This is a genomic window from Pseudomonas sp. BIGb0164, from assembly GCF_024810135.1.
In the GTDB taxonomy this organism is placed as follows: domain Bacteria; phylum Pseudomonadota; class Gammaproteobacteria; order Pseudomonadales; family Pseudomonadaceae; genus Aquipseudomonas.
The window spans coordinates 416,585-439,239 of sequence record NZ_JANUEA010000007.1 but is presented as its reverse complement, the minus strand read 5'-3'; the positions used below and the strand labels follow the sequence as shown (position 1 = coordinate 439,239).

The following is a 22,655-nucleotide window of genomic DNA, read 5'->3' as shown; positions in this document are numbered from 1 at the left end:
CGGTCAGGGCGGTAGTCCCGGTCATGACGGGTTTCGGGCAGTCGCCGGTCAGGGCGGTAGTCCCGGTCATGACGGGTTTCGGGCAGTCGCCGGTCGGGGCGGTAGTCCCGGTCATGACGGGTTTCGGGCAGGTGACGGTCGAAGCGGTGATCTCGGTCACGATAGGGGGCGGGGCGTTCACGGTCGTGGCGGTACCCGCGATCCGGTCCGAACTCCGGACGATCCCAGTTTGCATTGTGGTCGCGATCGCGGCGGTGGTAATGGGGTTCGGCAAGCGGGCGGTGAGTATCGTGCCGGCCGTAGTGCTGGTCGCGGTTGTTTGGGAAGTAAGGCTCCCTGAAATAGGTTGAGGGGGTGTCGTTGACTCTAAACATATTGTGGGCCTTGTGTAAGAGGATAAGTGTGTGTTGCGAAGTGAGCGGGTTGTTATTGGGTACCGCCGGTTAGGTGGCGAGCAAAAGTTACGCCGGGCGAGTAAGTGCAACAAGGGGGCTTTTTTGAGGAATTGTAAGTGTGTGTCGGGTGTGCCTGGGAAGTGTTGAACTTTATAAGTGATTTGCGGATTGCAAGTTAAAACACATGCTTTAACTATTTGCGCGAGTGTGGGTTGAGGGCAGTTTTAGCCGGGCGTGTAGTTTTTGAAATGATAAATACAGCGTGCTTGAAATTTATATCAATGAGTCTCGCTTGCGTTGAATCAATCAAGCCAGTTTTTTGCGGGGCGGGCTTGATGTGTGCTGGGGCGGCGTACTCTTTTTTGCGGGGATGGTCCTTGGCGCCGGTTTTTGCCGTTAGCGGCATAACTCCGCCGTTTTTTCGACTCGCTTGGCGGGCACGATCCTTGAGCAAAATCCGGAAACCCCTGTGTTCATTGGGTTTTTACGCCGTTTTGAAAGTTGGTTCGCAAATTGCTTAAGCCTCCTCAGTACAGCGGTGGGCGGCAAGCGTCCGTCAGAAAGAGGAAAGAGCGTGGACAAGTACCTTTATGTGGCAATGACCGGCGCCAGCCAGAATGCTCTGGCGCAAAAGGCCCATGCCAACAACCTGGCGAACATTTCCACCAACGGTTTTCAACGTGACCTGGAACAGGCGCGTTCGATGCCGGTGTTCGGTGACAGCTTTCCGGCGCGGGCGTTTGCCATGACCGAACGGCCGGCCACCGACTTTGCTCCTGGCGCGATGATCGAGACCGGCCGCGACCTGGATGTGGCGGTCAACGGCGATGGCTGGATGGCGGTACAAACCCCCGACGGCGGCGAAGCCTACGTGCGCAGTGCCAGCATGAACGTGGATGCGTTGGGTGTGCTGCGGGCCGGCAACGGCATGCCGGTCATGGGCAACGGTGGCCCGATTGCCGTGCCGCCCCAGCAGAAAATCGAAGTGGGCGCCGACGGTACCGTCAGCATTCGCGCCATGGGTGAAGGCCCGCGGGTGATGGCTGAGGTTGACCGTATCAAGCTGGTCCAGCCCGACCCCAAGAATCTGAACAAGGGCCTGGACGGCACCATCCACACCAAGGATGGCCAGCCTGCCCAAGCCGACGCGAACGTGCGGTTGACCTCGGGTTTCCTGCAGGCGAGCAACGTGAACGCGGTTGAAGAAATGACGGCGGTACTGGCGCTTTCCAAGCAATTCGAGCTGCACATCAAGATGATGAACAGCGCTAAAGAAGACGACCAGGCCATGACCCGCGTTCTGTCGATGAGCTGATTGCGGCCTCGTTGAACCACTAATTTTGCAGCGCAGCGCCAACAAACAGGCGCACGAAGGAGAACAGCATGCTTCCGGCTCTATGGGTTGCCAAAACCGGTCTGTCCGCCCAGGACACCAACCTGACCACCATTTCCAACAACTTGGCGAACGTGTCCACCACGGGCTTCAAACGTGACCGTGCCGAGTTCCAGGACTTGCTTTATCAGATCAAGAAGCAGCCGGGCGCCCAGTCGACCCAGGACAGCGAGCTGCCGTCGGGCCTGCAATTGGGTACCGGTGTGCAGATCGTCGGCACCCAGAAGAACTTCAGCGCCGGTAACCTGCAACAGACCGGCCAGCCGCTGGACATGGCCATCAACGGCAAGGGCTTCTTCCAGATCCTTCAGCCAGACGGCACCACCACTTACACCCGTGACGGCACCTTCCACCTGGACGCCAACGGCCAGGTCGTGACCGCCAACGGTTTTGCCCTGGAGCCGGCCATCGTCGTGCCGAACAACGCCCAGACTTTCACCGTCGGCAACGACGGCACCGTGTCCATCACCGTTGCTGGCAACCCGGCCTCGCAAGTGATCGGCAACCTGCAGACCGCCGACTTCATCAACCCGGCCGGCCTGCAAGCTATCGGTAACAACCTGTTCCTCGAAACCGCTTCCAGCGGCGCGCCGCAAATCGGCACCCCGGGGCTGAACGGTTTCGGCACGACCCTGCAAAGCACCCTGGAAACCTCCAACGTGAGCACGGTTGAGGAGATGGTCAACATGATCACCACCCAGCGCGCCTACGAGATGAACTCCAAGGTGATTTCCACCGCCGACCAGATGCTTTCGTTCGTAACGCAGAATCTGTAATCAAGTCTATGGGGCGCCTTTTCTGGCGCCTGCAACACCGTGAGGTAAGGGTCATGAATCGCTATGTTTCTGTTCTGGCATTGAGTGGGATCGCCGTGCTCGCGGGCTGTGTCGCCCCGACGCCGAAACCCAATGACCCGTACTACGCACCGGTGTTGCCACGCACGCCGTTGCCGGCAGCGGCCAACAATGGCTCGATCTACCAGGCCGGTTTCGAACAGAACCTGTACAGCGACCGCAAGGCATTCCGGGTGGGTGACATCATCACCATCACCCTGAACGAGAAGACCCAGGCCAGCAAGAACGCCAACTCGCAGATCGACAAGACCAGCAAGACCGGCATTGGCCTGACCTCGCTGTTTGGCGCCGTGCCCAATACCAACAACCCGTTGGGCAGCGGTGACCTGAGCCTGAGCGCCGGCTACAGCGGCGACCGCGCCACCAACGGCAAGAGCGCGGCGGCGCAGGGCAACACCTTGACCGGTTCGATCACCGTGACCGTGGCCGATGTATTGCCCAACGGCATCATCGCGGTGCGCGGGGAAAAGTGGATGACCCTCAACACCGGCGACGAGCTGGTGCGCATCGCCGGCATGGTCCGCGCCGATGACATCGCCACCGACAACACCGTGCCGTCCACGCGGATTGCCGATGCGCGCATTACCTACTCGGGTACGGGTTCGTTTGCAGATGCGAGTCAGCCGGGCTGGTTCGACCGTTTCTTCCTTAGCCCGCTGTTCCCTTTCTAGGTGATCATCTTGAACCTCAAACAGCTGATGGCAGCGGCATTGCTGTTGTCCCTGAGCGCAGTCGCCCAGGCCGAGCGCCTGAAAGACATCGCCAGCATCTCGGGCGTGCGCTCCAACCAGTTGATCGGCTACGGCCTGGTGGTGGGGCTCAACGGTACGGGTGACCAAACCACCCAGACCCCGTTCACCTTGCAGACCTTCAACAACATGTTGTCGCAGTTCGGTATCAAGGTGCCGCCAGGTTCGGGCAACGTGCAGTTGAAAAACGTCGCCGCGGTGTCGATCAGTGCCGACCTGCCTGCGTTCTCCAAACCGGGGCAGGTGGTGGACATTACTGTGTCGTCCATCGGTAACTCCAAGAGCCTGCGTGGCGGCACCTTGCTGATGACGCCGCTCAAGGGTATCGACGGCAACGTCTATGCCATTGCCCAGGGCAACCTGGTGGTGGGGGGCTTTGACGCCGAGGGCCGTGACGGCTCGAAGATCACCGTCAACGTGCCGTCGGCCGGTCGTATTCCGGGCGGCGCCACCGTTGAGCGCACCGTGCCGAGCGGATTCAACCAGGGCAACAGCCTGACCCTGAACCTCAACCGTTCGGACTTCACCACCGCCAAGCGTGTGGTCGACAAGATCAACGACATGCTCGGCCCTGGCGTGGCGCAAGCCATCGACGGCGGTTCGATCCGCGTGACAGCGCCGTTGGACCCAAGCCAGCGTGTCGACTACCTGTCGATCCTGGAAAACCTTGAGGTCGACCCGGGCCAGGCAGTGGCCAAGGTCATTATCAACTCGCGTACCGGCACCATCGTGATCGGCCAGAACGTCAAGGTATCGCCGGCGGCGGTGACCCACGGCAGCCTGACGGTGACCATCACCGAAGACCCGATCGTCAGCCAGCCTGGCCCATTGTCCAACGGCCAGACTGCTGTAGTACCGCGTTCGCGGGTCAACGCCCAGCAAGAAGCCAAGCCGATGTTCAAGTTCGGCCCCGGCACCACCCTGGATGAGATTGTCCGTGCGGTGAACCAGGTGGGCGCAGCGCCCGGCGACTTGATGGCGATCCTTGAAGCCTTGAAACAGGCCGGCGCCCTGCAAGCCGACCTGATCGTGATCTAAGGCCATGGCTATGGATATGCGCAAAAGCGGGCTGACCAGCACGGCGGACTCGGGGTCTTACTCAGACCTGAACCGGTTGAACCAGCTCAAGGTCGGTGCCGACAAGAACAGCGATGCGAACATGCGCAAGGTGGCGCAGGAGTTCGAATCGTTGTTCTTGAGCGAGATGCTCAAGTCAGCGCGCTCGGCCACCGAAGCGCTGGGCAAGGACAACCCGCTGAACACCCCAGCGGCCAAGCAGTACCAGGAAATGTACGACCAGCAACTGGCGGTCTCGATGTCACGCGAAGGCGGCGGCATCGGCCTGGCTGACGTGCTGATGCGCCAGATGCAGAAGAACAAACCGGTGGACCCTCAAGCGGCCACCTTGCAGGGCCCCGCAGCGGCGGAGCCGGCGAAGAAAGTCGACGTGCCGACCGCGATTGCCGCGGGCACCCAAGCCGAGGGCCCACTGGGCCGCTCCAACGGCCAGCGCCCGCTGTGGGCTTACCGCGTGGCGGTGCCCGAGGGTGGCGTGTCCCATTCCAACGATGTGGCGCTGATGAACCAGCGGCGTATCTCCTTGCCGAGCAAGCTGACCGATCGGCTGTTGGCCGGCATCGTGCCGAACACTGACGCCACCACGGTCAACAACGCCGCGCCGCTGCGTAACAGTGCGGCAGCCGACAACGTGATCAACAGTGCCGCGCGCGGGTTTGCCGTCGCGCCAAAAGGCCAGATGCAGGTCTACGGCCGCGCCATTGCCCAGCCACCGCTGGCACCGGCGAAGAAGGCGTTCAGTTCTCAGGACGAATTCGTCGCCACCATGTTGCCGATGGCCAAGGCTGCGGCGGCGCGTATCGGCGTCGATCCGAAGTACCTGGTGGCCCAGGCGGCCCTGGAAACCGGTTGGGGTAAATCGGTAATGCGTGCCGAAGATGGCAGCAGCAGCCACAACCTGTTCGGCATCAAGGCCGGGCAGAGCTGGCAGGGCGGTCAGGCGCGTGCGATCACCAGCGAGTTTCGCGATGGGGCGATGGTCAAGGAGACGGCGCAGTTCCGTTCCTACAACTCCTATCAGGACAGCTTCCACGACTTGGTGACGTTGCTGCAAAGCAATGATCGCTATAAAGAAGTTGTGAAATCGGCCGACAACCCGGAACAGTTTGTACGCGAGTTGCAAAAAGCCGGTTATGCAACCGACCCGGACTACGCCAGCAAGATTTCGCAGATCGCAAAAACGATGAACAGCTACCAGAACTACGCTGCCGCGGGCGCATCCACTCATTTATAAGGTCTGAATCATGAGTTTGCTCAATATCGGGATGTCGGGGCTCAACGCCGCTCAAGGATCGCTGTCGGTCCTGAGTAACAACATTGCCAACGTCAACACCCCGGGATACTCGCGTCAGCAGACCACCCAGAACACCAGTGCGTCGAACCAGTACGGCGGTGTCTACATCGGCAGCGGTACGACCCTGGCGGACGTGCGCCGCATTTATAACGATTTCCTCGGCGCTGCCTACCAGAGCAGCACCGCGCTCAACAGCGACGCCACCGCTTATGCGGGCCAGGCCGCTGCGGTCGACAAGACCCTGTCGGACAAGTCCACCGGCATGTCCCCGGCCCTCAGTGCGTTTTTCTCGGCGCTGCAAACGTCCGCCGCCAACCCTTCGGACATTTCCGCCCGGCAATTGCTGTTGACCAGCGCGCAGACCTTGAGCAACCGTTTTAACTCGATTTCCACGCAGTTGACCCAGCAGAAAGAAACGATCAACAGCCAACTCAAGACCATGAGCGATCAGGTCAACTCGCTGACGTCGTCGATTGCCTCGCTGAACAACCAGATCGCTCAGGCGAGCGGCACCTCCAACAGTGCGCCGAACAACTTGCTGGATGCGCGCAACGAAGCGGTGCGCTCGCTCAATGAGTTGATCGGCGTGACAGCCACCGAGAAAAACGGCCAACTGAGCATCACCACCGGTACCGGTCAGTCGCTGGTCGAGGGTGGCATTTCCAACCCGATTTCGGCGGTTCCGAGCAAGACCGACAACAGCCAGTACACCATTCAGCTGAACATGGGCGACACCGCAATGGACATCGGTTCGGTGGTCACCGGTGGCAGCATTGGCGGCCTGTTGCGTTATCGCAGTGACGTGCTGATGCCGGCGATCAACGACTTGGGCCGCATCGCCATTGCCACTGCTGACACCGTCAACCGCCAGTTGGGCCAGGGCCTGGACCTGAACAGTGACTTCGGCAGTTCGCTGTTCGGTGATATCAACAGTGCGGCAGCGATCTCCCAGCGCAGCCAGGCGGCCGCGGGTAACAGCGCAGGCTCCGGCAACCTGAATGTGACGATTGCCGACAGCAGCAAGCTGTCGACCTTTGACTACAAGGTCACCTTCACCAGCGCCAACCAGTACAACGTCGTGCGTTCCGACGGCAAGGCCATGGGCTCGTTCGACACCACCACCACGCCGCCACCGGTGATTGACGGTTTCACCCTGGCGCTCAACAGCGGCGGGCCTGTGGCAGCCGGTGACAGCTTCAAGGTCAGTCCGACGGCCACCGGGGCCAGCAATATCAGCGTTGAGCTCAAGGACCCGAACAAAATCGCGTACGCCGGGGCACTGGCCGGCAACGCCAGCAAGACCAACACCGGCACGGGCACGTTCACGCCGCCGACCTTGACGCTGCCGATCGATATCAACGGTGGCGCCGATACCGCGCAGTTGCGCACCGGGATCGAAAACTCGATGCCGGTGAAGATGGTCTACGGCGACGTGGCTGCCGATGGTACGCAGTCGTACAAGATCAGCGACGCCCAGGGCAACCCGATCGGTACCGGCAGCATCATCCCGGGGCAGGCCAACAAGATCACCATCAATGTGCCGATGCGTGATGCGTCCGGCGCGCTGATCCCGGGCAAGAGCTTCAGTTTCGATACCTCGGTGGGCGGTTCGCCGGCCAAGGACGACAGCACCACCTTCTCGTTCAACAGCGGCGCCACGTCCGATGGCCGTAACGCCCAGGAGTTGCTGGGGTTGCAGACCAAGGCGACCGTGGGCGCAGTGGATGGCAATGCGGGCATGAGCCTCGTCAGCGCCAACAGCCGACTGGTGTCGCAGGTGGGCTCCAAGGCGGCCCAGGCCAACACCGACAGCACGGCCACCGGCGCGTTGCTGGCGGCGAACAAGGCGGCCAGCAACTCCGTATCCCAGGTGAACCTGGATGAGGAGGCGGGCGACATGATCAAGTTCCAGCAGTACTACACCGCGTCGTCGCAGATCATCAAAGCCGCGCAAGAAACCTTCAGCACACTGATCAACGCCCTTTAAAGGAGTCTGGAACGATGCGTATCTCTACAGAGCAATATTTCAGCACCAGCTCCAGCGATTATCAGAAGAACTATTCTGGCGTGGTCGCGGCCCAGAACCAGGCGACGACCGGCGTGCGTGTACAGACCGCCGCGGACGATCCTGTGGCGGCCGCTCAGTTGCTGTTGCTGCAGCAGCAAAAAGACATGTTGGGCCAGTACACCGGCAACATCACCAGCCTGCAAAACTCGCTGACCAACGAAGAGAGCGTGCTGCAGAGCATCAATACCGCCATGCAGACTGCGCAGGGCCTGGCGTTGCAAGCCGGTAACATGCAGCTCAGCAATGATGACCGCAAGGCAATCGCCGCCCAGGTCGGCGCGATTGAGGATCAGGTGTTGGGCTTGCTCAACTCCAAGGATTCCAACGGCAACTACATGTTCTCGGGCACGAAGACCGATACGCCGCCGTACACCCGCAACAATGACGGCACCTACAGCTATCAGGGTGATGAGACGCCGCTGAGCCTGCAAGTGGGCAGCAACCTGTCGATCACCGCAGGCGACACCGGCAAGACGTTGCTGGAGAGTTCTACCAACGCCGGTCGCACCCAGGCGACGGTGATTCCGCCCACGGTCAATGACGGCAAGGTCTCGATCTCGGCGGGCCTGGTCACCTCCGGCACGGCCTACACCAAGAATTTTGCCGATGGCCAGCCTTACAAGCTGACCTTCGCCAGCAGCACCCAATACAGCGTCACCGACAAAGACGGCAACGACGTGACCTCCGAGATCACCGGCAACGGTACGTTCGATGCCACCAAAGAGGGCGCTTCCAGCGTCAACCTGCGTGGGGTCAAGTTCGATATCACCCTGAACCTGGGGGCGAATGTCTCGACGGGCGCGCCTTCCGATGCCTTGGTGGCGGGCAGGGAATTCACGCTGGAAAGCAAGCCGGACAGCTTCAGCGTCTCGCGCACGGCCAGCAATGCGTCGACGGCGCAGTTGACCGGTGGCAGCGTCACGGACCAGGCGGCGTACTCCAGCACCTTCCCGAACTCGGGCGCGGTCATCAAGTTCACCAGCGGCACCGATTACCAGGTGTTCGCCCAGCCCTACAGCGCCAACAGCAAAGCGATTGCCAGCGGCACCATCGCGGCGGGCGCGACGTCGATCACCACGGCCGGCGTCACCTTCGGCATCAGCGGCACGCCGGGGGCGGGCGACCAATTCTCGGTCAGCGCCACCAGCAACAAGAACATGAATGCCCTGGATACCCTGGGCAATTTGCGCAAAGCCCTGCTGACACCGGCCGATGGCGATCAGGTTGCCAAGAACAACCTCAAGGATGTGTTGAACACCTCCGTCGCCAACCTGGGTAACGCCACGGCGCAGATCGACCAGGTACGCGGCTCGATCGGGGCGCGGCAGAACGCCCTGGATGTCCAAAGCCAGGAGAACACCAGCCTGGGTCTGGCCAACACCTCCACCATGTCGTCACTGGCGAACGTGGACATGGGGCAGGCGGCTATCGACCTGACCTTGCAGCAAACCATGCTGCAAGCCTCGCAACTGGCCTTTGTGAAAATCTCCCAACTGAGCCTGTTCAGCCGCATGTAAAGGGCGCAAAACCAAACGGCCCACCCTGGCGACAGGGTGGGCCGTTGTCGTTTCTGGCGCCAGGAATGTTGCAGGGTTTTGCATAAAGCGCACAAAATTGAGTGACCTGTGAGTCATAAAGCGCATCTTCACTGTATCGTGTGAAAAGGATAAGTCGTCACAGGGTCCTTGCAGGGCGGCTTTCAGCGAGATTTTTACGGGGTTATCCCCTTTATTGTCAGCATCCCCGGCGTAGCCCGAGGGGTGTTCTCCAGCTATTTAGTATTGGGAAGCCACAATGATTGGCATAAAAAGCATCGCCAGTTACGTGCCGGCAGACGGGGTCGACAACTACGCCCAGGGTGCCAAATTCGCCAAGGATGAAGAATTCATCATCGGCAAGATCGGTTCGGCGTTCCTGCCGCGCAAGGATGCTGCGCAGGAAACCTCCGATCTGTGCGTCGAGGCGGTCAACGCCTTGTTTGCCAACAACCCGGAGTTGAAGCGCGAGTCCATCGACGCCGTGATCGTCGTGACCCAGAACGGTGATGAAGAAGGCTTGCCGCATACCGCTGCCATCGTTCAGGACAAGCTGGGCCTGCCGACCCACGTGGCCGCGTTCGACATCTCCCTGGGCTGCTCCGGCTACGTCTACGGGATCTACGCGATGAAGGGCTTCATGGAAGCCACCGGCCTGAAGAACGGCCTGCTGATCACCGCAGACCCGTATTCCAAGATCGTCGACCCGGAAGACCGCAACACCACCATGCTCTTTGGCGATGCCGCCACCGCCACCTGGATGGGCGAAGACGCGCCGTGGTTGCTCGGCAAGTCGAAGTTCGGCACCGACGGTTCCGGCGCGCCGCACTTGAAGGTCAGTGATGGCGTGTTTTTCATGAACGGCCGCCAGGTGTTCAACTTTGCCTTGCTCAAGGTGCCGGCACATTTGCACGAGCTGCTCAATGAGTCGGACCTCAAGGCCGATGAGATCGACGCGTTCTGCATCCATCAGGGCAGTGCGGCGATTGTCGACGCCGTGGCCCGGCGTTTTGAAGAAGCGCCGGTGGAGAAGTTCATCAAGGACATGGTCGAGACCGGCAACACCGTGTCGTCGAGCATTCCGCTGCTGCTGGAAAAGCACATGATGGATGCCGATTGGAAGCGCGTGGCAATCAGCGGATTTGGCGTGGGCCTGTCGTGGGGTTCGGCGATTCTCTATCGCCCGTGATGCCCAAAGCGTGCCGCATACAAAAACGCCCATGATTGAAAAATCATGGGCGTTTTTTATTTGGCGCCAGAAAACCCAGCAATTGCGGGGGTTTGGGCTATCGTAAATGCTTGAATTACAAGGGGTGGCACGGTGCTAGTAAAAATATTCAAAAAAGTCCTCAAGCAACGTGCATTCACGACGATAACTATTACGAAGGTTCTCTAGGCCACACCCGGCGGTTGCCAGGGCCGGAAGCCGCAGTACACCACCCACGAGGATTTCGTCATGGCATTAACAGTAAACACTAACCTTGCTTCGTTGACCGTTCAGAACAACCTGAACAAGGCCTCCGGCGCACTGCAAACTTCCATGCAGCGTCTGTCTTCCGGCCTGCGTATCAACAGCGCCAAAGACGATGCGGCCGGCCTGCAAATCTCCAACCGTCTGACCAGCCAGATCAACGGCCTGGGCGTTGCGATCAAAAACGCCAACGACGGTAGCTCGATTGCTCAGACCGCTGAAGGCGCCATGCAGCAGTCCACCAACATCCTGCAAAGCATGCGTACCCTGGCTCTGCAATCGGCCAACGGCTCGCCAAGCGCTGAAGACCGTAAGTCGAACCAAGCTCAATACGCAGCACTGACTGCTGAATTGACCCGTATCGCTACCACCACCACCTTCGGTGGCAAGAACCTGCTGGACGGTTCTTTCGGTACTACTTCCTTCCAGGTCGGCGCCAACGCCAACCAGACTATCGACATGAGCATCGGTAACGTTGCAGCCAACAACATTGGTTCGCAGCAACTGAAGAGCCAAGGCCTTACTCCAAGCGCAACGGGCGTTGCTGGCGGCGCGATCGCTGTTACCGGCGGTGGCCAATCGAAGAGCGTGACCATCGCTGCTGGCGCTTCGGCCAAGCAGATCGCTGCTCAGATGAACGGCGCTGTAGGCGGCCTGGCTGCTACCGCCAGCACCACTGCTCAGTTCACCGTTGACTCGGCTGCCATCGCTGCTGCAACCCCAGCAAGCGCCAACTTCACCCTGCAAGTCGGCAGCGGTACCGCAGTGCAGTTCACCGGCGTGACCAGCACTTCGGACCTGGCTGACCAGCTGAAGTCCAACGCTGCCAAACTGGGCATCAGCGTTAACTACGATTCGACCACTCAAGCGCTGTCGGTCAAGTCCGACACCGGTGAGAACCTGACCTTCAACGCTGGCGACGCCGGTGCTATCGCAGGCGTCAAGGTTGCTACTCTGGACGGTACTGGTACCGCGGGTACTGCTGTTGCTCTGGCTGCTACTGCCATCATCGCTACCGGTGCAGTTTCCCTGAACTCCTCCAGCAGCTACTCCCTGAGCGGCGCCGGTGTGACGGGCCTGTTCGCAGCAACTGGTACTGCTGCCAACTCCACCAAAACCACCGTTAACAACACCGACATCACCACTGCTGCCAACGCACAGAACTCGATCGACGTGATCACTCAAGCGATCTCCGACATCGACTCCCAGCGTGCTGGCCTGGGTGCTGTTCAAAACCGTTTCGACAACACCGTTGCCAACCTGCAGAGCATTGCAGACAACTCCAGCGCCGCTCGCGGTCAGATCCAGGACGTTGACTACGCTGCTGAAACTGCTCAGTTGACCAAGCAACAAACCCTGCAACAGGCTTCCACTGCGATCCTGTCCCAGGCCAACCAACTGCCGTCCGCTGTACTGAAGCTGCTTCAGTAATAGCCATCGGTAGATGAATGACGGAAGGGCGCGTTTACGTGCCCTTTTGTCTTTTGCGTGATGAGGAGATTGGACATGGACATGAGTGTGAAGTTGAACCTGTCTTATCCTGCAGTGGCGCCGCAGAGCGCACCTGCTCCCGTGAGCAATGACCCGCAGAAGGCCAAGGTCGATCCTGTGCCTGTGGCGGCTCAAACCCAGCAAGACTCGAAACCGTCCGACCTTGAACAGGCGGTCACGGATATTCGCAAATTCGTTCAGGCTGCCCAGCGCAACCTGGACTTTTCGATTGATGACTCCACCCATCAGGTGGTGGTCAAGGTGATTGCGACCGAAAGCGGCGAGGTGATCCGTCAGATCCCTTCGGAAACCGCATTGAAACTCGCACAAAGCCTTCATGATGCCAGCAGCTTGTTATTTGACGCCAAAGTCTGAGCTGGCATGAATTTTGTTGCTGTAGCTGCTTTAGGCGTCGTTCGTCAATAAAGCGCCAGCCCCGGATCAGGAGAAAACATCATGGGTGACATATCCATCAGCGGCCCGGTAACGGGCATTGATACCCAGTCGATCGTGACCGCCTTGGTGAACGCTGAGCAGGCGCCGAAGCAATCGCAGATCAACAAGCAGACGCAGACGCAGACCGCCCAGCTATCCTCGATCGGAAAGATTCAAGCGGCACTCGATGCGTTCCGCGGCGCCATGGACAACATGGCCAAGGACGCCAGTATTGGCGGCCTGACGGCGACGACTTCGGATAACAACGTTTCCACGGTTACTCTGGGCGCCGGCGCTTCGGCCGGTAGCTACCTGTTGGTCGTGAATCAGTTGGCAACGGCCTCAAAGATCTCCACCCAGAATTATCCCGCTGGAGCCAAGAGTGTCGTCAACAGCGGTACTACCGCAACGACCCTGGAAATTTCCCAGTCGGGTAAAAGCTACGGGGTCAGTGTTGCGCCGGGTGCCACGCTGCAACAGGTGCGTGACTCGATCAACGCGCAGTACAGCAGCGCAGGCCTGAGTGCCAACATCCTGACTGACTCCAACGGTTCACGTCTGGTTGTGACGTCGACCAACACTGGTGCCGGTACAGACATTACCCTGGGCGGCAACAGCGGCCTTCAAGCCAATACCTCGGTCGTCGGCGGCCCGCCGGTCAATGCCAAGTACACCATTGACGGTGCGGCGCAGGAATCCAAGAGCAATACCCTGAGCGACGCGATCTCCGGCGTGAGTATCAAGCTGACGGCGTTGTCGCCGTTGCCGTCGGGCGTTAATGACCCAAGTGCTGCTCGTACGGCCTCAACCATCACCGTCACCCGCAGTAACGACACGCTCAAAAGCTCGGTAAAAGGTTTTGTCGACACCTATAACGCCTTGATGACGGCGATCGGGACCGAGACCAAAGTCACCACAAACGCGGACGGCAGCACGACGCCCTCTGCACTGACCGGCGACGCCACCATGCGCTCGTTGCAGCAGGCGCTGCGCAGTGAGCTGAACGCAATGGGTGGTTCGGGCACGTTGAAGTCCCTGGCTCAATTTGGTGTGAACACCGACTCGACCACCGGCAAGCTGAGCATCGACGACAAAATATTTGGTGCCGCCATTCTCACCAACCCCACCGACATCGGCGGGATCTTCAACGGTGACACGGGCCTGTTGGCGCGCATGAAGTCGGCGACCGACAGCTACGCGTTGAGCAACACCGGCGTGCTGGCTTCGCGCTCGACGACGCTGACCAACAACCTCAAGGATCTGCAAACCCAGCAGGACGACCTGACCGCGCGCATGGCTGCTCTGAAAACCAGCCTGACCGCCAAATACACCACGATGAACAACCTGGTGGCTCAGCTCACCAACCAGCGCTCCAGCGTCATGACCACGCTCAACGCGCTGAACAAGAGCAATTCGGACAGTTGATCCGCCATGAAGCCGCCCGGTGATCCTGCGCCGGGCGCGGCCTTCAGCAGATCGACGGGTTAAAGTTTTTTGTGAGCCCGTCGACATATTAGTCAGAGCCCATCCAATTTTGCTGTTGCCTGTCACGAGGTAGAAACATGAATCCCATGCGAGCCCTTCGCCAATACCAGAAGGTCAATTCCCATGCCCAGGTCTCCGAGGCGAGCCCGCACCGTCTGGTCCAGATGTTGATGGAAGGCGCGCTGGATCGCATGGCGCAGGCCAAGGGCGCCATGGCTCGTGGTGATATCGCGCAAAAGGGTCTGCTGCTGGGCAAGGCGATCGACATCCTGATCGGCCTGCGCGACGGCCTCAACCCGGAAAAGACCGATGATCCGGCAGCGTTGCAGCAGTTGGATAACCTGTATGCCTACATGACCACGCGCCTGCTGGAAGCCAACAGCAAAAGCGATGTTGCCATGATCGACGAAGTAGCCGGCCTGATGATTACGCTCAAGGAAGGCTGGGACGGTATTGCACCACTGTAGGCCTGTCGGCCTGAGGATCATGTTATGAGCCACGCCCTGCAACGGATTGACGAGACCCGCGAAGCGTTGGTCGACGCCTTGGCCCAACGTAACTGGGATGCGATCGGCGAACTGGATATGGGCTGTCGTGCAGTGATCGACGAAGCACTGGCCAATGCGCCGGTGGACGAGGATGCCCTGCGGGAAAAGCTGGAAAGCCTGCTGGCGGTTTATCAGCAGTTGCTTGAAGTGACGACCGGCGAGCGCCAGGCGATTTTCGAAGAGATGTCGCAGATCAATCGAGCGGAAAGTGCGTCAAAGGTTTACCATCTGTTCGGCTGAACTGGCTCAGTTAATCCGAATGCGCGTCATAAATTTGACTGCGAGCGATTTTTTGACTTAACTAGTGCTGTTTTCAGATTTCAGACGGTTGTAACGCAGAAAATGCCTACGGCCATCTAGATTGCCCCTACTCGAGGGCATTTGAGTTAACTAGGGAAGTTGCTATTGCATGTGGCGTGAAACCAAAATTCTGCTGATTGATGACGATAGCGTCCGCCGCCGCGATTTAGCGGTGATTTTAAATTTTCTCGGTGAAGAAAATTTACCCTGCGGTAGCCATGATTGGCAGCAGGCGGTCAGCTCATTGTCGTCGAGCCGTGAAATCATTTGTGTGCTGATCGGGACGGTAAACGCTCCTGGCGCAGTTCTGGGCCTGTTAAAGACACTGTCGACCTGGGATGAGTTCCTTCCGGTGTTGCTGATGGGCGATATTTCTTCCATCGACCTGCCGGAAGACCAGCGCCGCCGCGTGCTTTCCACTCTGGAAATGCCGCCCAGCTACAGCAAATTGCTCGACTCCCTGCACCGTGCCCAGGTCTATCGCGAGATGTACGACCAGGCCCGCGAGCGTGGACGTCACCGCGAACCCAACCTGTTCCGCAGCCTTGTCGGCACCAGCCGTGCGATCCAGCACGTGCGCCAGATGATGCAGCAAGTGGCCGACACCGACGCCAGCGTGCTGATCCTCGGCGAGTCTGGCACCGGCAAGGAAGTGGTTGCGCGCAACCTGCACTACCACTCCAAGCGTCGCGACGGGCCTTTTGTGCCGGTCAACTGCGGCGCGATCCCGGCGGAGCTGCTCGAAAGCGAACTGTTCGGCCACGAGAAGGGCGCCTTCACCGGGGCGATCACCAGCCGTGCCGGGCGTTTCGAGCTGGCCAACGGCGGCACGCTGTTCCTTGATGAAATCGGCGACATGCCGCTGCCGATGCAGGTCAAGCTGTTGCGCGTGCTGCAAGAGCGTACCTTCGAGCGCGTGGGCAGCAACAAGACCCAGAGCGTCGACGTGCGCATCATCGCGGCCACCCACAAGAACCTCGAAAGCATGATCGAGGTGGGCAGTTTCCGCGAAGACCTGTACTACCGCCTCAACGTGTTCCCGATCGAAATGGCGCCGCTGCGTGAACGTGTCGAAGACATCCCGCTGCTGATGAACGAACTGATCTCGCGCATGGAACACGAAAAGCGCGGTTCGATCCGTTTCAACTCCGCCGCCATCATGTCCCTGTGCCGTCACGGCTGGCCGGGCAACGTCCGCGAGCTGGCCAACCTGGTGGAGCGCATGGCGATCATGCACCCCTACGGTGTGATCGGCGTGGTCGAGTTGCCGAAGAAATTCCGTTACGTCGACGACGAAGACGAGCAACTGGTCGACAGCCTGCGCAGCGACATGGAAGAGCGCGTGGCCATCAACGGCCATACGCCGGACTTCGGTTCCACCGCCATGCTGCCGCCCGAAGGCCTGGACCTGAAGGACTACCTCGGCAACCTGGAACAAGGCCTGATTCAACAGGCCCTGGACGACGCCAACGGCATTGTCGCCCGTGCCGCCGAGCGCCTGCGCATCCGTCGAACCACCTTGGTGGAGAAGATGCGCAAGTACGGCATGAGCCGCAAAGAAGGTGATGAACAGGCGGATGATTGACGCCTGTTTTCCAAACCGCTGATTCGTCAGCGGTTTTTTTTCGGCACAAGTATTGCTACAGCCCTCGCAACGTTCCGTTTAACTGACGGTCAGCCAAGCGAGAGAGCATGATGCCCCACGCCGCCCAACACTCTTCCAGCCCTGCTATCGCGGGGCTCGTTCCGTCCGTAGAGCAGCAAAGCCGGCAAGGCCTGGAACAGGCCTTTTCGCTGTTCAACCAGATGTCGAGCCAATTGACTGACTCCTACAGCCTGTTGGAAGCCCGGGTTTCCGAGCTCAAGGGTGAACTGGCGGTGGTCAGCGCCCAGCGCATGGAAGAGCTGGCCGAGAAAGAGCGCCTGGCCAACCGTCTGCAGAACCTGTTGTCGTTGTTGCCCGGTGGCGTGATTGTCATCGACGACCAAGGCCGTGTACGCGAAGCCAACCCGGCCGCCTGCGACATGCTTGGCCTGCCGCTGGAAGGCGAGCTGTGGCGCCACGTGATCGCACGCTGCTTTGCCCCGCGCGAAGACGACGGCCATGAAATCTCCCTCAAGGACGGGCGCCGCCTGTCTATAGCCACCCGTTCCCTGGACGCCGAGCCCGGCCAACTGGTGTTGCTCAACGACCTGACTGAAACCCGTCACCTCCAGGACCAGCTGGCGCGCCATGAGCGCTTGTCGTCGCTGGGCCGGATGGTCGCTTCTTTGGCGCATCAGATCCGCACGCCGCTGTCGGCCGCGTTGATCTACGCCAGTCATTTGACTGATGAGCAACTGCCGCCCGCCACCCACCAGCGCTTTGCCGGCCGCCTCAAGGAGCGCCTGCATGAGTTGGAGCATCAGGTGCGCGACATGCTGGTGTTTGCCCGAGGCGAATTGCCGCTGACCGATCGTGTCACCCCGGCCGAACTGATGCAGTCGTTGCAGGCCGCCGCCGCCACCCACATCCAGGAGGTCAGCGTGCGTTGGCAGTGCGACAGCCACCTCGGCGAACTGCTGTGCAATCGCGACACGTTGGTCGGCGCGCTGCTCAACCTGATCGAAAACGCCACCCAGGCCAGCGGCCCGGGCGCGCGCCTCAAGGTGCACCTGTATACCCGCGAGCAAACGCTGCGCCTGTGCATCAGTGACAGCGGCAGCGGCATTGATCCGGTGGTCCTGCAGCGCTTGGGCGAACCGTTTTTCACCACCAAGACCAACGGCACCGGCCTCGGCCTGACCGTGGTCAAGGCGGTGGCGCGTGCCCATCAGGGAGAATTGCAACTGCATTCCCGATTGGGGCGTGGCACCTGTGCATTGATGACCTTGCCGCTGTTTTCAGGCGCGGCAAGCGCGGAGTAAAGGAATATGGCTATCAAGGTTTTGTTGGTGGAAGATGATCGCGCCCTGCGTGAAGCATTGGCTGACACGCTGCTGTTGGCGGGCCATGACTACCGGGCGGTCGGTTCTGCCGAAGAAGCCTTGGAGGCTGTCGAGCAAGAGTCCTTCAGCTTGGTGGTCAGCGACGTGAACATGCCGGGCATGGACGGTCACCAGTTGCTCGGCCTGTTGCGGGCGCGCCAGCCACAGCTGCCGGTGTTGCTGATGACCGCCCACGGTGCGGTGGAGCGGGCAGTGGACGCCATGCGCCAAGGCGCCGCCGATTACCTGGTCAAGCCGTTCGAGCCCAAAGCCTTGATCGAGCTGGTAGCCCGCCACGCGCTCGGCGTGGTGCCGGCCGTCGAGGGCGAAGGCCCGATTGCTTTCGAACCGGCCAGTGCGCAACTGCTGGAGCTGGCGGCCCGCGTGGCCCGCAGTGATTCCACCGTGCTGATTTCCGGTGAGTCCGGCACCGGCAAGGAGGTGCTGGCGCGTTATATCCACCAGCAGTCCAGCCGCGCCAAACAACCGTTCATCGCGATCAACTGCGCGGCCATCCCCGACAACATGCTCGAAGCCACGCTATTCGGTCACGAGAAGGGCTCGTTCACCGGCGCCATCGCGGCCCAGGCCGGCAAGTTCGAACAGGCCGACGGCGGCACCATCCTGCTCGACGAAATTTCTGAAATGCCCCTGGGTCTGCAAGCCAAGCTGCTGCGCGTGTTGCAAGAGCGTGAAGTGGAGCGTGTGGGCGCGCGCAAGCCGATCCAGTTGGACATCCGCGTGGTCGCCACCACCAACCGCGATCTGGCGGGGGAAGTGGCGGCGGGGCGCTTCCGAGAAGATTTGTTCTACCGCCTCTCGGTATTTCCCCTGGCCTGGCGCCCGTTGCGCGAGCGTCCGGCCGATATCATTCCGTTGGCCGAGCGCCTGCTGAACAACCACGTCAAAAAAATGAAGCACGCCCAGGCGCGGCTGTCGGCCGAAGCCCAGGCATGCCTGATCGGCTACCCGTGGCCGGGCAACGTGCGCGAACTGGACAATGCGATCCAGCGTGCACTGATTCTGCAGCAGGGCGGGTTGATCCAGCCCCAGGACTTCTGCCTGGCCATGGGCAGTGGCGCTGCACCGTTGCCGAGCCTGGCGCCTGCGCCGGTCGTCGCCGAAGCCGAGTCTGCCGGTGCCTTGGGGGATGACCTGCGGCGCCGTGAATTCCAGATGATCATCGACACCCTGCGTTCCGAGCGCGGCCGCCGCAAAGAAGCGGCCGAACGCCTGGGCATCAGCCCGCGCACCTTGCGCTACAAGCTGGCGCAGATGCGCGATGCGGGGATGGACGTGGAGGCCTACCTTTTCGCCACCTGACAAAAAGTTAGGCCGACAGGGTTTGTCGCCTTTTCTTACGAGTCGCCACGGATCTGGCACCCTTGTTGCTACCACCCCAGTAACCGCTGCGTAGTGTCAAAAAATTGCGGGTCGTCGGAGAGAGAAGGTCATGAGCCAGGGTATTGAGTTCAATCGGTTGATGTTGGATATGCGCTCCATGCAAATGGATGCCATGGCTCAACCGAAATCCGTCGCGCCAGCGCCGGAATTGGGCCAAAGCAGTTTTGCCGACATGCTCGGTCAGGCAATCAACAAAGTCAGTGACACCCAGCAAGCTTCCAGTCAGTTGGCCACCGCCTTCGAGATCGGCAAGAGCGGCGTGGACCTCACCGATGTGATGGTCGCTTCGCAAAAGGCCAGCGTCTCCTTCCAGGCGTTGACGCAAGTGCGTAACAAGCTGGTTCAGGCTTATCAAGACATCATGCAGATGCCGGTTTAAGGACGAGATTTAAGTCATGGCAGAAGCAGTCGTGGACAACGCACCCGCCAAGGCAGACGGCAAGCCGCCGCTGTTTGGCCTGTCGTTCCTGGAAAACCTCTCCGAAATGACCATGTTGCGTCAGGTGGGCCTGATGGTCGGCCTGGCAGCCAGCGTGGCGATTGGTTTTGCCGTGGTGTTGTGGTCGCAACAACCCGATTACCGGCCGCTGTACGGCAGCCTGGCGGGCATGGATTCCAAGCAGATCATGGAAACCCTCGCCGCCGCCGACATCGCCTACACCGTAGAACCCAATTCTGGCGCGTTGCTGGTCAAGGCCGACGACGTGGCCCGTGCGCGCATGAAGCTGGCCGCTGCGGGCGTGACACCGTCCGATGCCAACATCGGCTTTGAAATCCTCGACAAGGACCAGGGCCTGGGGACCAGCCAGTTCATGGAAGCCACACGCTACCGTCGTGGCCTGGAAGGCGAACTGGCGCGCACCATCTCCAGCCTCAACAACGTCAAGGGCGCCCGCGTGCACCTGGCGATTCCGAAAAGCTCGGTGTTCGTGCGTGACGAACGCAAGCCAAGCGCCTCGGTGTTGGTCGAGCTGTTTGCCGGCCGCTCCCTGGAGCCTGGCCAGGTCCTGGCGATCATCAACCTGGTCGCCACCAGCGTACCGGAGTTGAGCAAGTCGCAAATTACCGTGGTGGACCAGAAGGGCAACCTGCTGTCCGACCAGGCCGAGAACTCTGCACTGACCCAGGCCGGCAAGCAGTTCGACTACAGCCGCCGCATGGAAAGCATGCTCACCCAGCGTGTGCACAACATCCTGCAACCGGTGCTGGGCAATGACCGCTACAAAGCCGAAGTGTCCGCCGACGTGGACTTCAGCGCGGTCGAGTCGACCTCTGAACAGTTCAACCCCGACCAGCCAGCCCTGCGCAGCGAGCAGTCGACCAACGAACAACGCACCGCCAGCAATGGCCCGCAAGGTGTGCCGGGCGCCCTGAGCAACCAGCCGCCGTCGCCGGCTTCGGCGCCGCAGACTACCGGTGGCGCCACCGCTTCGGCCGGTGCGGTACAGCCTGGCCAGCCACTGTTGGACGCCAACGGTCAGCAGATCATGGACCCGGCCACCGGCCAGCCAATGCTCGCGCCGTACCCGTCGGACAAGCGTAACCAGTCGACCAAGAACTTCGAACTCGACCGTTCCATCAGCCACACCAAGCAGCAACAGGGCCGTATCAATCGCCTGTCGGTGTCGGTGGTGGTCGATGACCAGGTCAAGGTCAACCCGGCTGACGGCGCTGTTACCCGTGCGCCGTGGAGTGCCGATGAATTGGCGCGCTTCACCCGCCTGGTGCAGGACGCCGTCGGTTTCGACGCCAGCCGTGGTGACAGCGTCAGCGTGATCAACATGCCGTTCTCCGCCGAGCGTGGCGAAGTGATCGCCGACCCGGCGTTCTACACCCAGCCGTGGTTCTGGGACATCGTCAAGCAAGTGCTGGGGGTGTTGTTCATCCTGGTGCTGGTGTTCGGTGTGCTGCGCCCGGTGCTCAACAACATCACCGGCAATGGCAAGAAACAGCTGGCCCTGGCAGGTGGCGACGTCGAGTTGGGTGGCATGGGCGGCCTGGATGGCGAACTGGCCAACGATCGCGTCAGCCTCGGCGGCCCGCAAAGCATCCTGTTGCCAAGCCCGAGCGAAGGCTATGACGCTCAGCTGAACGCAATCAAGAGTCTGGTGGCAGAAGACCCGGGCCGTGTGGCCCAGGTCGTGAAAGAGTGGATCAACGCAGATGAGTGATAATCGAGCCGCTGTTGCCAAGCTCACCAAGGTCGACAAAGCCGCTGTATTGCTGCTGTCCCTGGGTGAAACCGACGCCGCCCAAGTGCTGCGCCACATGGGCCCCAAAGAGGTTCAACGGGTGGGCGTGGCCATGGCGCAGATGCGCAATGTGCACCGCGAGCAAGTCGAGCAGGTGATGAGCGAGTTCGTCGAGATCGTCGGCGACCAGACCAGCCTGGGCGTCGGCTCCGACAGCTACATCCGCAAGATGCTCACCTCGGCCCTGGGTGAAGACAAGGCCAACGGCCTGATCGACCGCATTCTGCTGGGTGGCAACACCAGCGGCCTGGACAGCCTCAAGTGGATGGAACCGCGCGCCGTGGCCGACGTGATCCGCTACGAGCACCCGCAGATCCAGGCCATCGTGGTGGCATACCTCGACCCGGACCAGGCCGGCGAAGTGCTCGGCCATTTCGACCACAAGGTGCGCCTGGACATCATCCTGCGCGTCTCGTCGTTGAACACCGTGCAACCGGCGGCGCTGAAAGAACTGAACACGATTCTGGAGAAGCAGTTCTCCGGCAACTCGAACGCGTCGCGCACCACCTTGGGCGGTATCAAGCGTGCGGCCGACATCATGAACTTCCTCGACAGCTCGGTCGAAGGCCAGTTGATGGACTCGATCCGCGAGATCGACGACACCTTGTCCACCCAGATCGAAGACCTCATGTTCGTGTTCAACAACCTCTCCGACGTCGACGACCGTGGCATCCAGGCGTTGCTGCGCGAAGTGTCCTCGGACGTGCTGGTGCTGGCCCTCAAGGGGTCGGACGAAAACGTCAAAGAGAAGATCTTCAAGAACATGTCCAAGCGTGCCTCGGAACTGTTGCGCGACGACCTGGAAGCCAAAGGCCCGGTGCGCGTCAGCGACGTGGAAACCGCGCAGAAAGAAATCCTCACCATTGCCCGCCGTATGGCCGAAGCCGGAGAAATCGTTCTCGGCGGGAAGGGCGGCGAAGAAATGATCTAAGGCGCC

The 22,655-nt window shown here is 60.6% G+C and carries 20 protein-coding genes; all 20 read left to right on the top strand.

Annotation, left to right across the window (positions count from 1 at the left end; genetic code table 11):
* A partial coding sequence (locus M2394_RS20725) for a hypothetical protein (RefSeq protein ID WP_259174345.1) occupies window positions 1–350 on the top strand: 350 nt, incomplete at its 5' end.
* 619 nt (window positions 351–969) lie between these two features.
* Window positions 970–1,710: a flagellar basal body rod protein FlgF gene (locus M2394_RS20720; protein ID WP_178919803.1), complete on the top strand. Its 741-nt coding sequence runs from the start codon at window positions 970–972 to the stop codon at window positions 1,708–1,710.
* Window positions 1,711–1,778: 68 nt separating this feature from the next.
* Window positions 1,779–2,564: a flagellar basal-body rod protein FlgG gene (gene flgG / locus M2394_RS20715; RefSeq protein ID WP_176996204.1), complete on the top strand. Its 786-nt coding sequence runs from the start codon at window positions 1,779–1,781 to the stop codon at window positions 2,562–2,564.
* A gap of 53 nt (window positions 2,565–2,617) precedes the next feature.
* Complete coding sequence (gene flgH / locus M2394_RS20710; RefSeq protein ID WP_176996203.1) at window positions 2,618–3,313, top strand: flagellar basal body L-ring protein FlgH; 696 nt, start codon at window positions 2,618–2,620, stop codon at window positions 3,311–3,313.
* A 27-nt stretch (window positions 3,314–3,340) separates the two neighbouring features.
* Window positions 3,341–4,429: a flagellar basal body P-ring protein FlgI gene (locus tag M2394_RS20705; RefSeq protein ID WP_176996377.1), complete on the top strand. Its 1,089-nt coding sequence runs from the start codon at window positions 3,341–3,343 to the stop codon at window positions 4,427–4,429.
* A 4-nt stretch (window positions 4,430–4,433) separates the two neighbouring features.
* Window positions 4,434–5,702 carry a flagellar assembly peptidoglycan hydrolase FlgJ gene (flgJ, locus tag M2394_RS20700; RefSeq protein WP_178919802.1) on the top strand — a complete coding sequence of 423 codons (1,269 nt, stop codon included), beginning with the start codon at window positions 4,434–4,436 and terminating at the stop codon, window positions 5,700–5,702.
* Between the two features lie 10 nt (window positions 5,703–5,712).
* Window positions 5,713–7,749, top strand: a complete 2,037-nt coding sequence (gene flgK, locus M2394_RS20695; protein WP_178919801.1) for a flagellar hook-associated protein FlgK — start codon at window positions 5,713–5,715, stop codon at window positions 7,747–7,749.
* A gap of 14 nt (window positions 7,750–7,763) precedes the next feature.
* Window positions 7,764–9,347: a flagellar hook-associated protein 3 gene (locus M2394_RS20690; protein ID WP_259174337.1), complete on the top strand. Its 1,584-nt coding sequence runs from the start codon at window positions 7,764–7,766 to the stop codon at window positions 9,345–9,347.
* A gap of 277 nt (window positions 9,348–9,624) precedes the next feature.
* A complete protein-coding gene (locus M2394_RS20685; RefSeq protein ID WP_178919799.1) occupies window positions 9,625–10,554 on the top strand; it encodes a ketoacyl-ACP synthase III in 930 nt (309 codons plus the stop codon).
* Window positions 10,555–10,821: 267 nt separating this feature from the next.
* Window positions 10,822–12,267: a flagellin gene (locus tag M2394_RS20680; RefSeq protein ID WP_176996198.1), complete on the top strand. Its 1,446-nt coding sequence runs from the start codon at window positions 10,822–10,824 to the stop codon at window positions 12,265–12,267.
* Between the two features lie 75 nt (window positions 12,268–12,342).
* Complete coding sequence (locus M2394_RS20675) at window positions 12,343–12,702, top strand: flagellar protein FlaG (protein WP_178919798.1); 360 nt, start codon at window positions 12,343–12,345, stop codon at window positions 12,700–12,702.
* Between the two features lie 81 nt (window positions 12,703–12,783).
* Window positions 12,784–14,187 carry a flagellar filament capping protein FliD gene (gene fliD / locus M2394_RS20670; RefSeq protein WP_259174333.1) on the top strand — a complete coding sequence of 468 codons (1,404 nt, stop codon included), beginning with the start codon at window positions 12,784–12,786 and terminating at the stop codon, window positions 14,185–14,187.
* 137 nt (window positions 14,188–14,324) lie between these two features.
* Window positions 14,325–14,714 (top strand): flagellar export chaperone FliS, encoded by a 390-nt coding sequence (gene fliS / locus M2394_RS20665; protein WP_176996195.1) that lies wholly within the window; start codon window positions 14,325–14,327, stop codon window positions 14,712–14,714.
* Window positions 14,715–14,738: 24 nt separating this feature from the next.
* The gene (locus M2394_RS20660; protein WP_176996194.1) at window positions 14,739–15,035 is read left to right on the top strand and encodes a flagellar protein FliT; all 297 of its coding nucleotides are present in this window, start codon (window positions 14,739–14,741) and stop codon (window positions 15,033–15,035) included.
* Window positions 15,036–15,204: 169 nt separating this feature from the next.
* Window positions 15,205–16,680, top strand: coding sequence for a sigma-54 dependent transcriptional regulator (locus M2394_RS20655; protein WP_135310053.1), 1,476 nt, complete (start codon window positions 15,205–15,207; stop codon window positions 16,678–16,680).
* A 110-nt stretch (window positions 16,681–16,790) separates the two neighbouring features.
* Complete coding sequence (locus tag M2394_RS20650) at window positions 16,791–18,002, top strand: PAS domain-containing sensor histidine kinase (protein WP_218646972.1); 1,212 nt, start codon at window positions 16,791–16,793, stop codon at window positions 18,000–18,002.
* A 6-nt stretch (window positions 18,003–18,008) separates the two neighbouring features.
* Window positions 18,009–19,385, top strand: a complete 1,377-nt coding sequence (locus M2394_RS20645) for a sigma-54 dependent transcriptional regulator (RefSeq protein ID WP_178919796.1) — start codon at window positions 18,009–18,011, stop codon at window positions 19,383–19,385.
* 130 nt (window positions 19,386–19,515) lie between these two features.
* Window positions 19,516–19,845, top strand: a complete 330-nt coding sequence (gene fliE / locus M2394_RS20640) for a flagellar hook-basal body complex protein FliE (RefSeq protein ID WP_017134937.1) — start codon at window positions 19,516–19,518, stop codon at window positions 19,843–19,845.
* A 16-nt stretch (window positions 19,846–19,861) separates the two neighbouring features.
* On the top strand, window positions 19,862–21,637 hold the full coding sequence (gene fliF / locus M2394_RS20635; protein WP_178919795.1) for a flagellar basal-body MS-ring/collar protein FliF: 1,776 nt from the start codon (window positions 19,862–19,864) through the stop codon (window positions 21,635–21,637).
* On the top strand, window positions 21,630–22,649 hold the full coding sequence (gene fliG / locus M2394_RS20630) for a flagellar motor switch protein FliG (protein WP_016972027.1): 1,020 nt from the start codon (window positions 21,630–21,632) through the stop codon (window positions 22,647–22,649). The genes fliF and fliG overlap by 8 nt, the downstream gene beginning before the upstream one ends.
* Window positions 22,650–22,655: the final 6 nt, after the last annotated feature.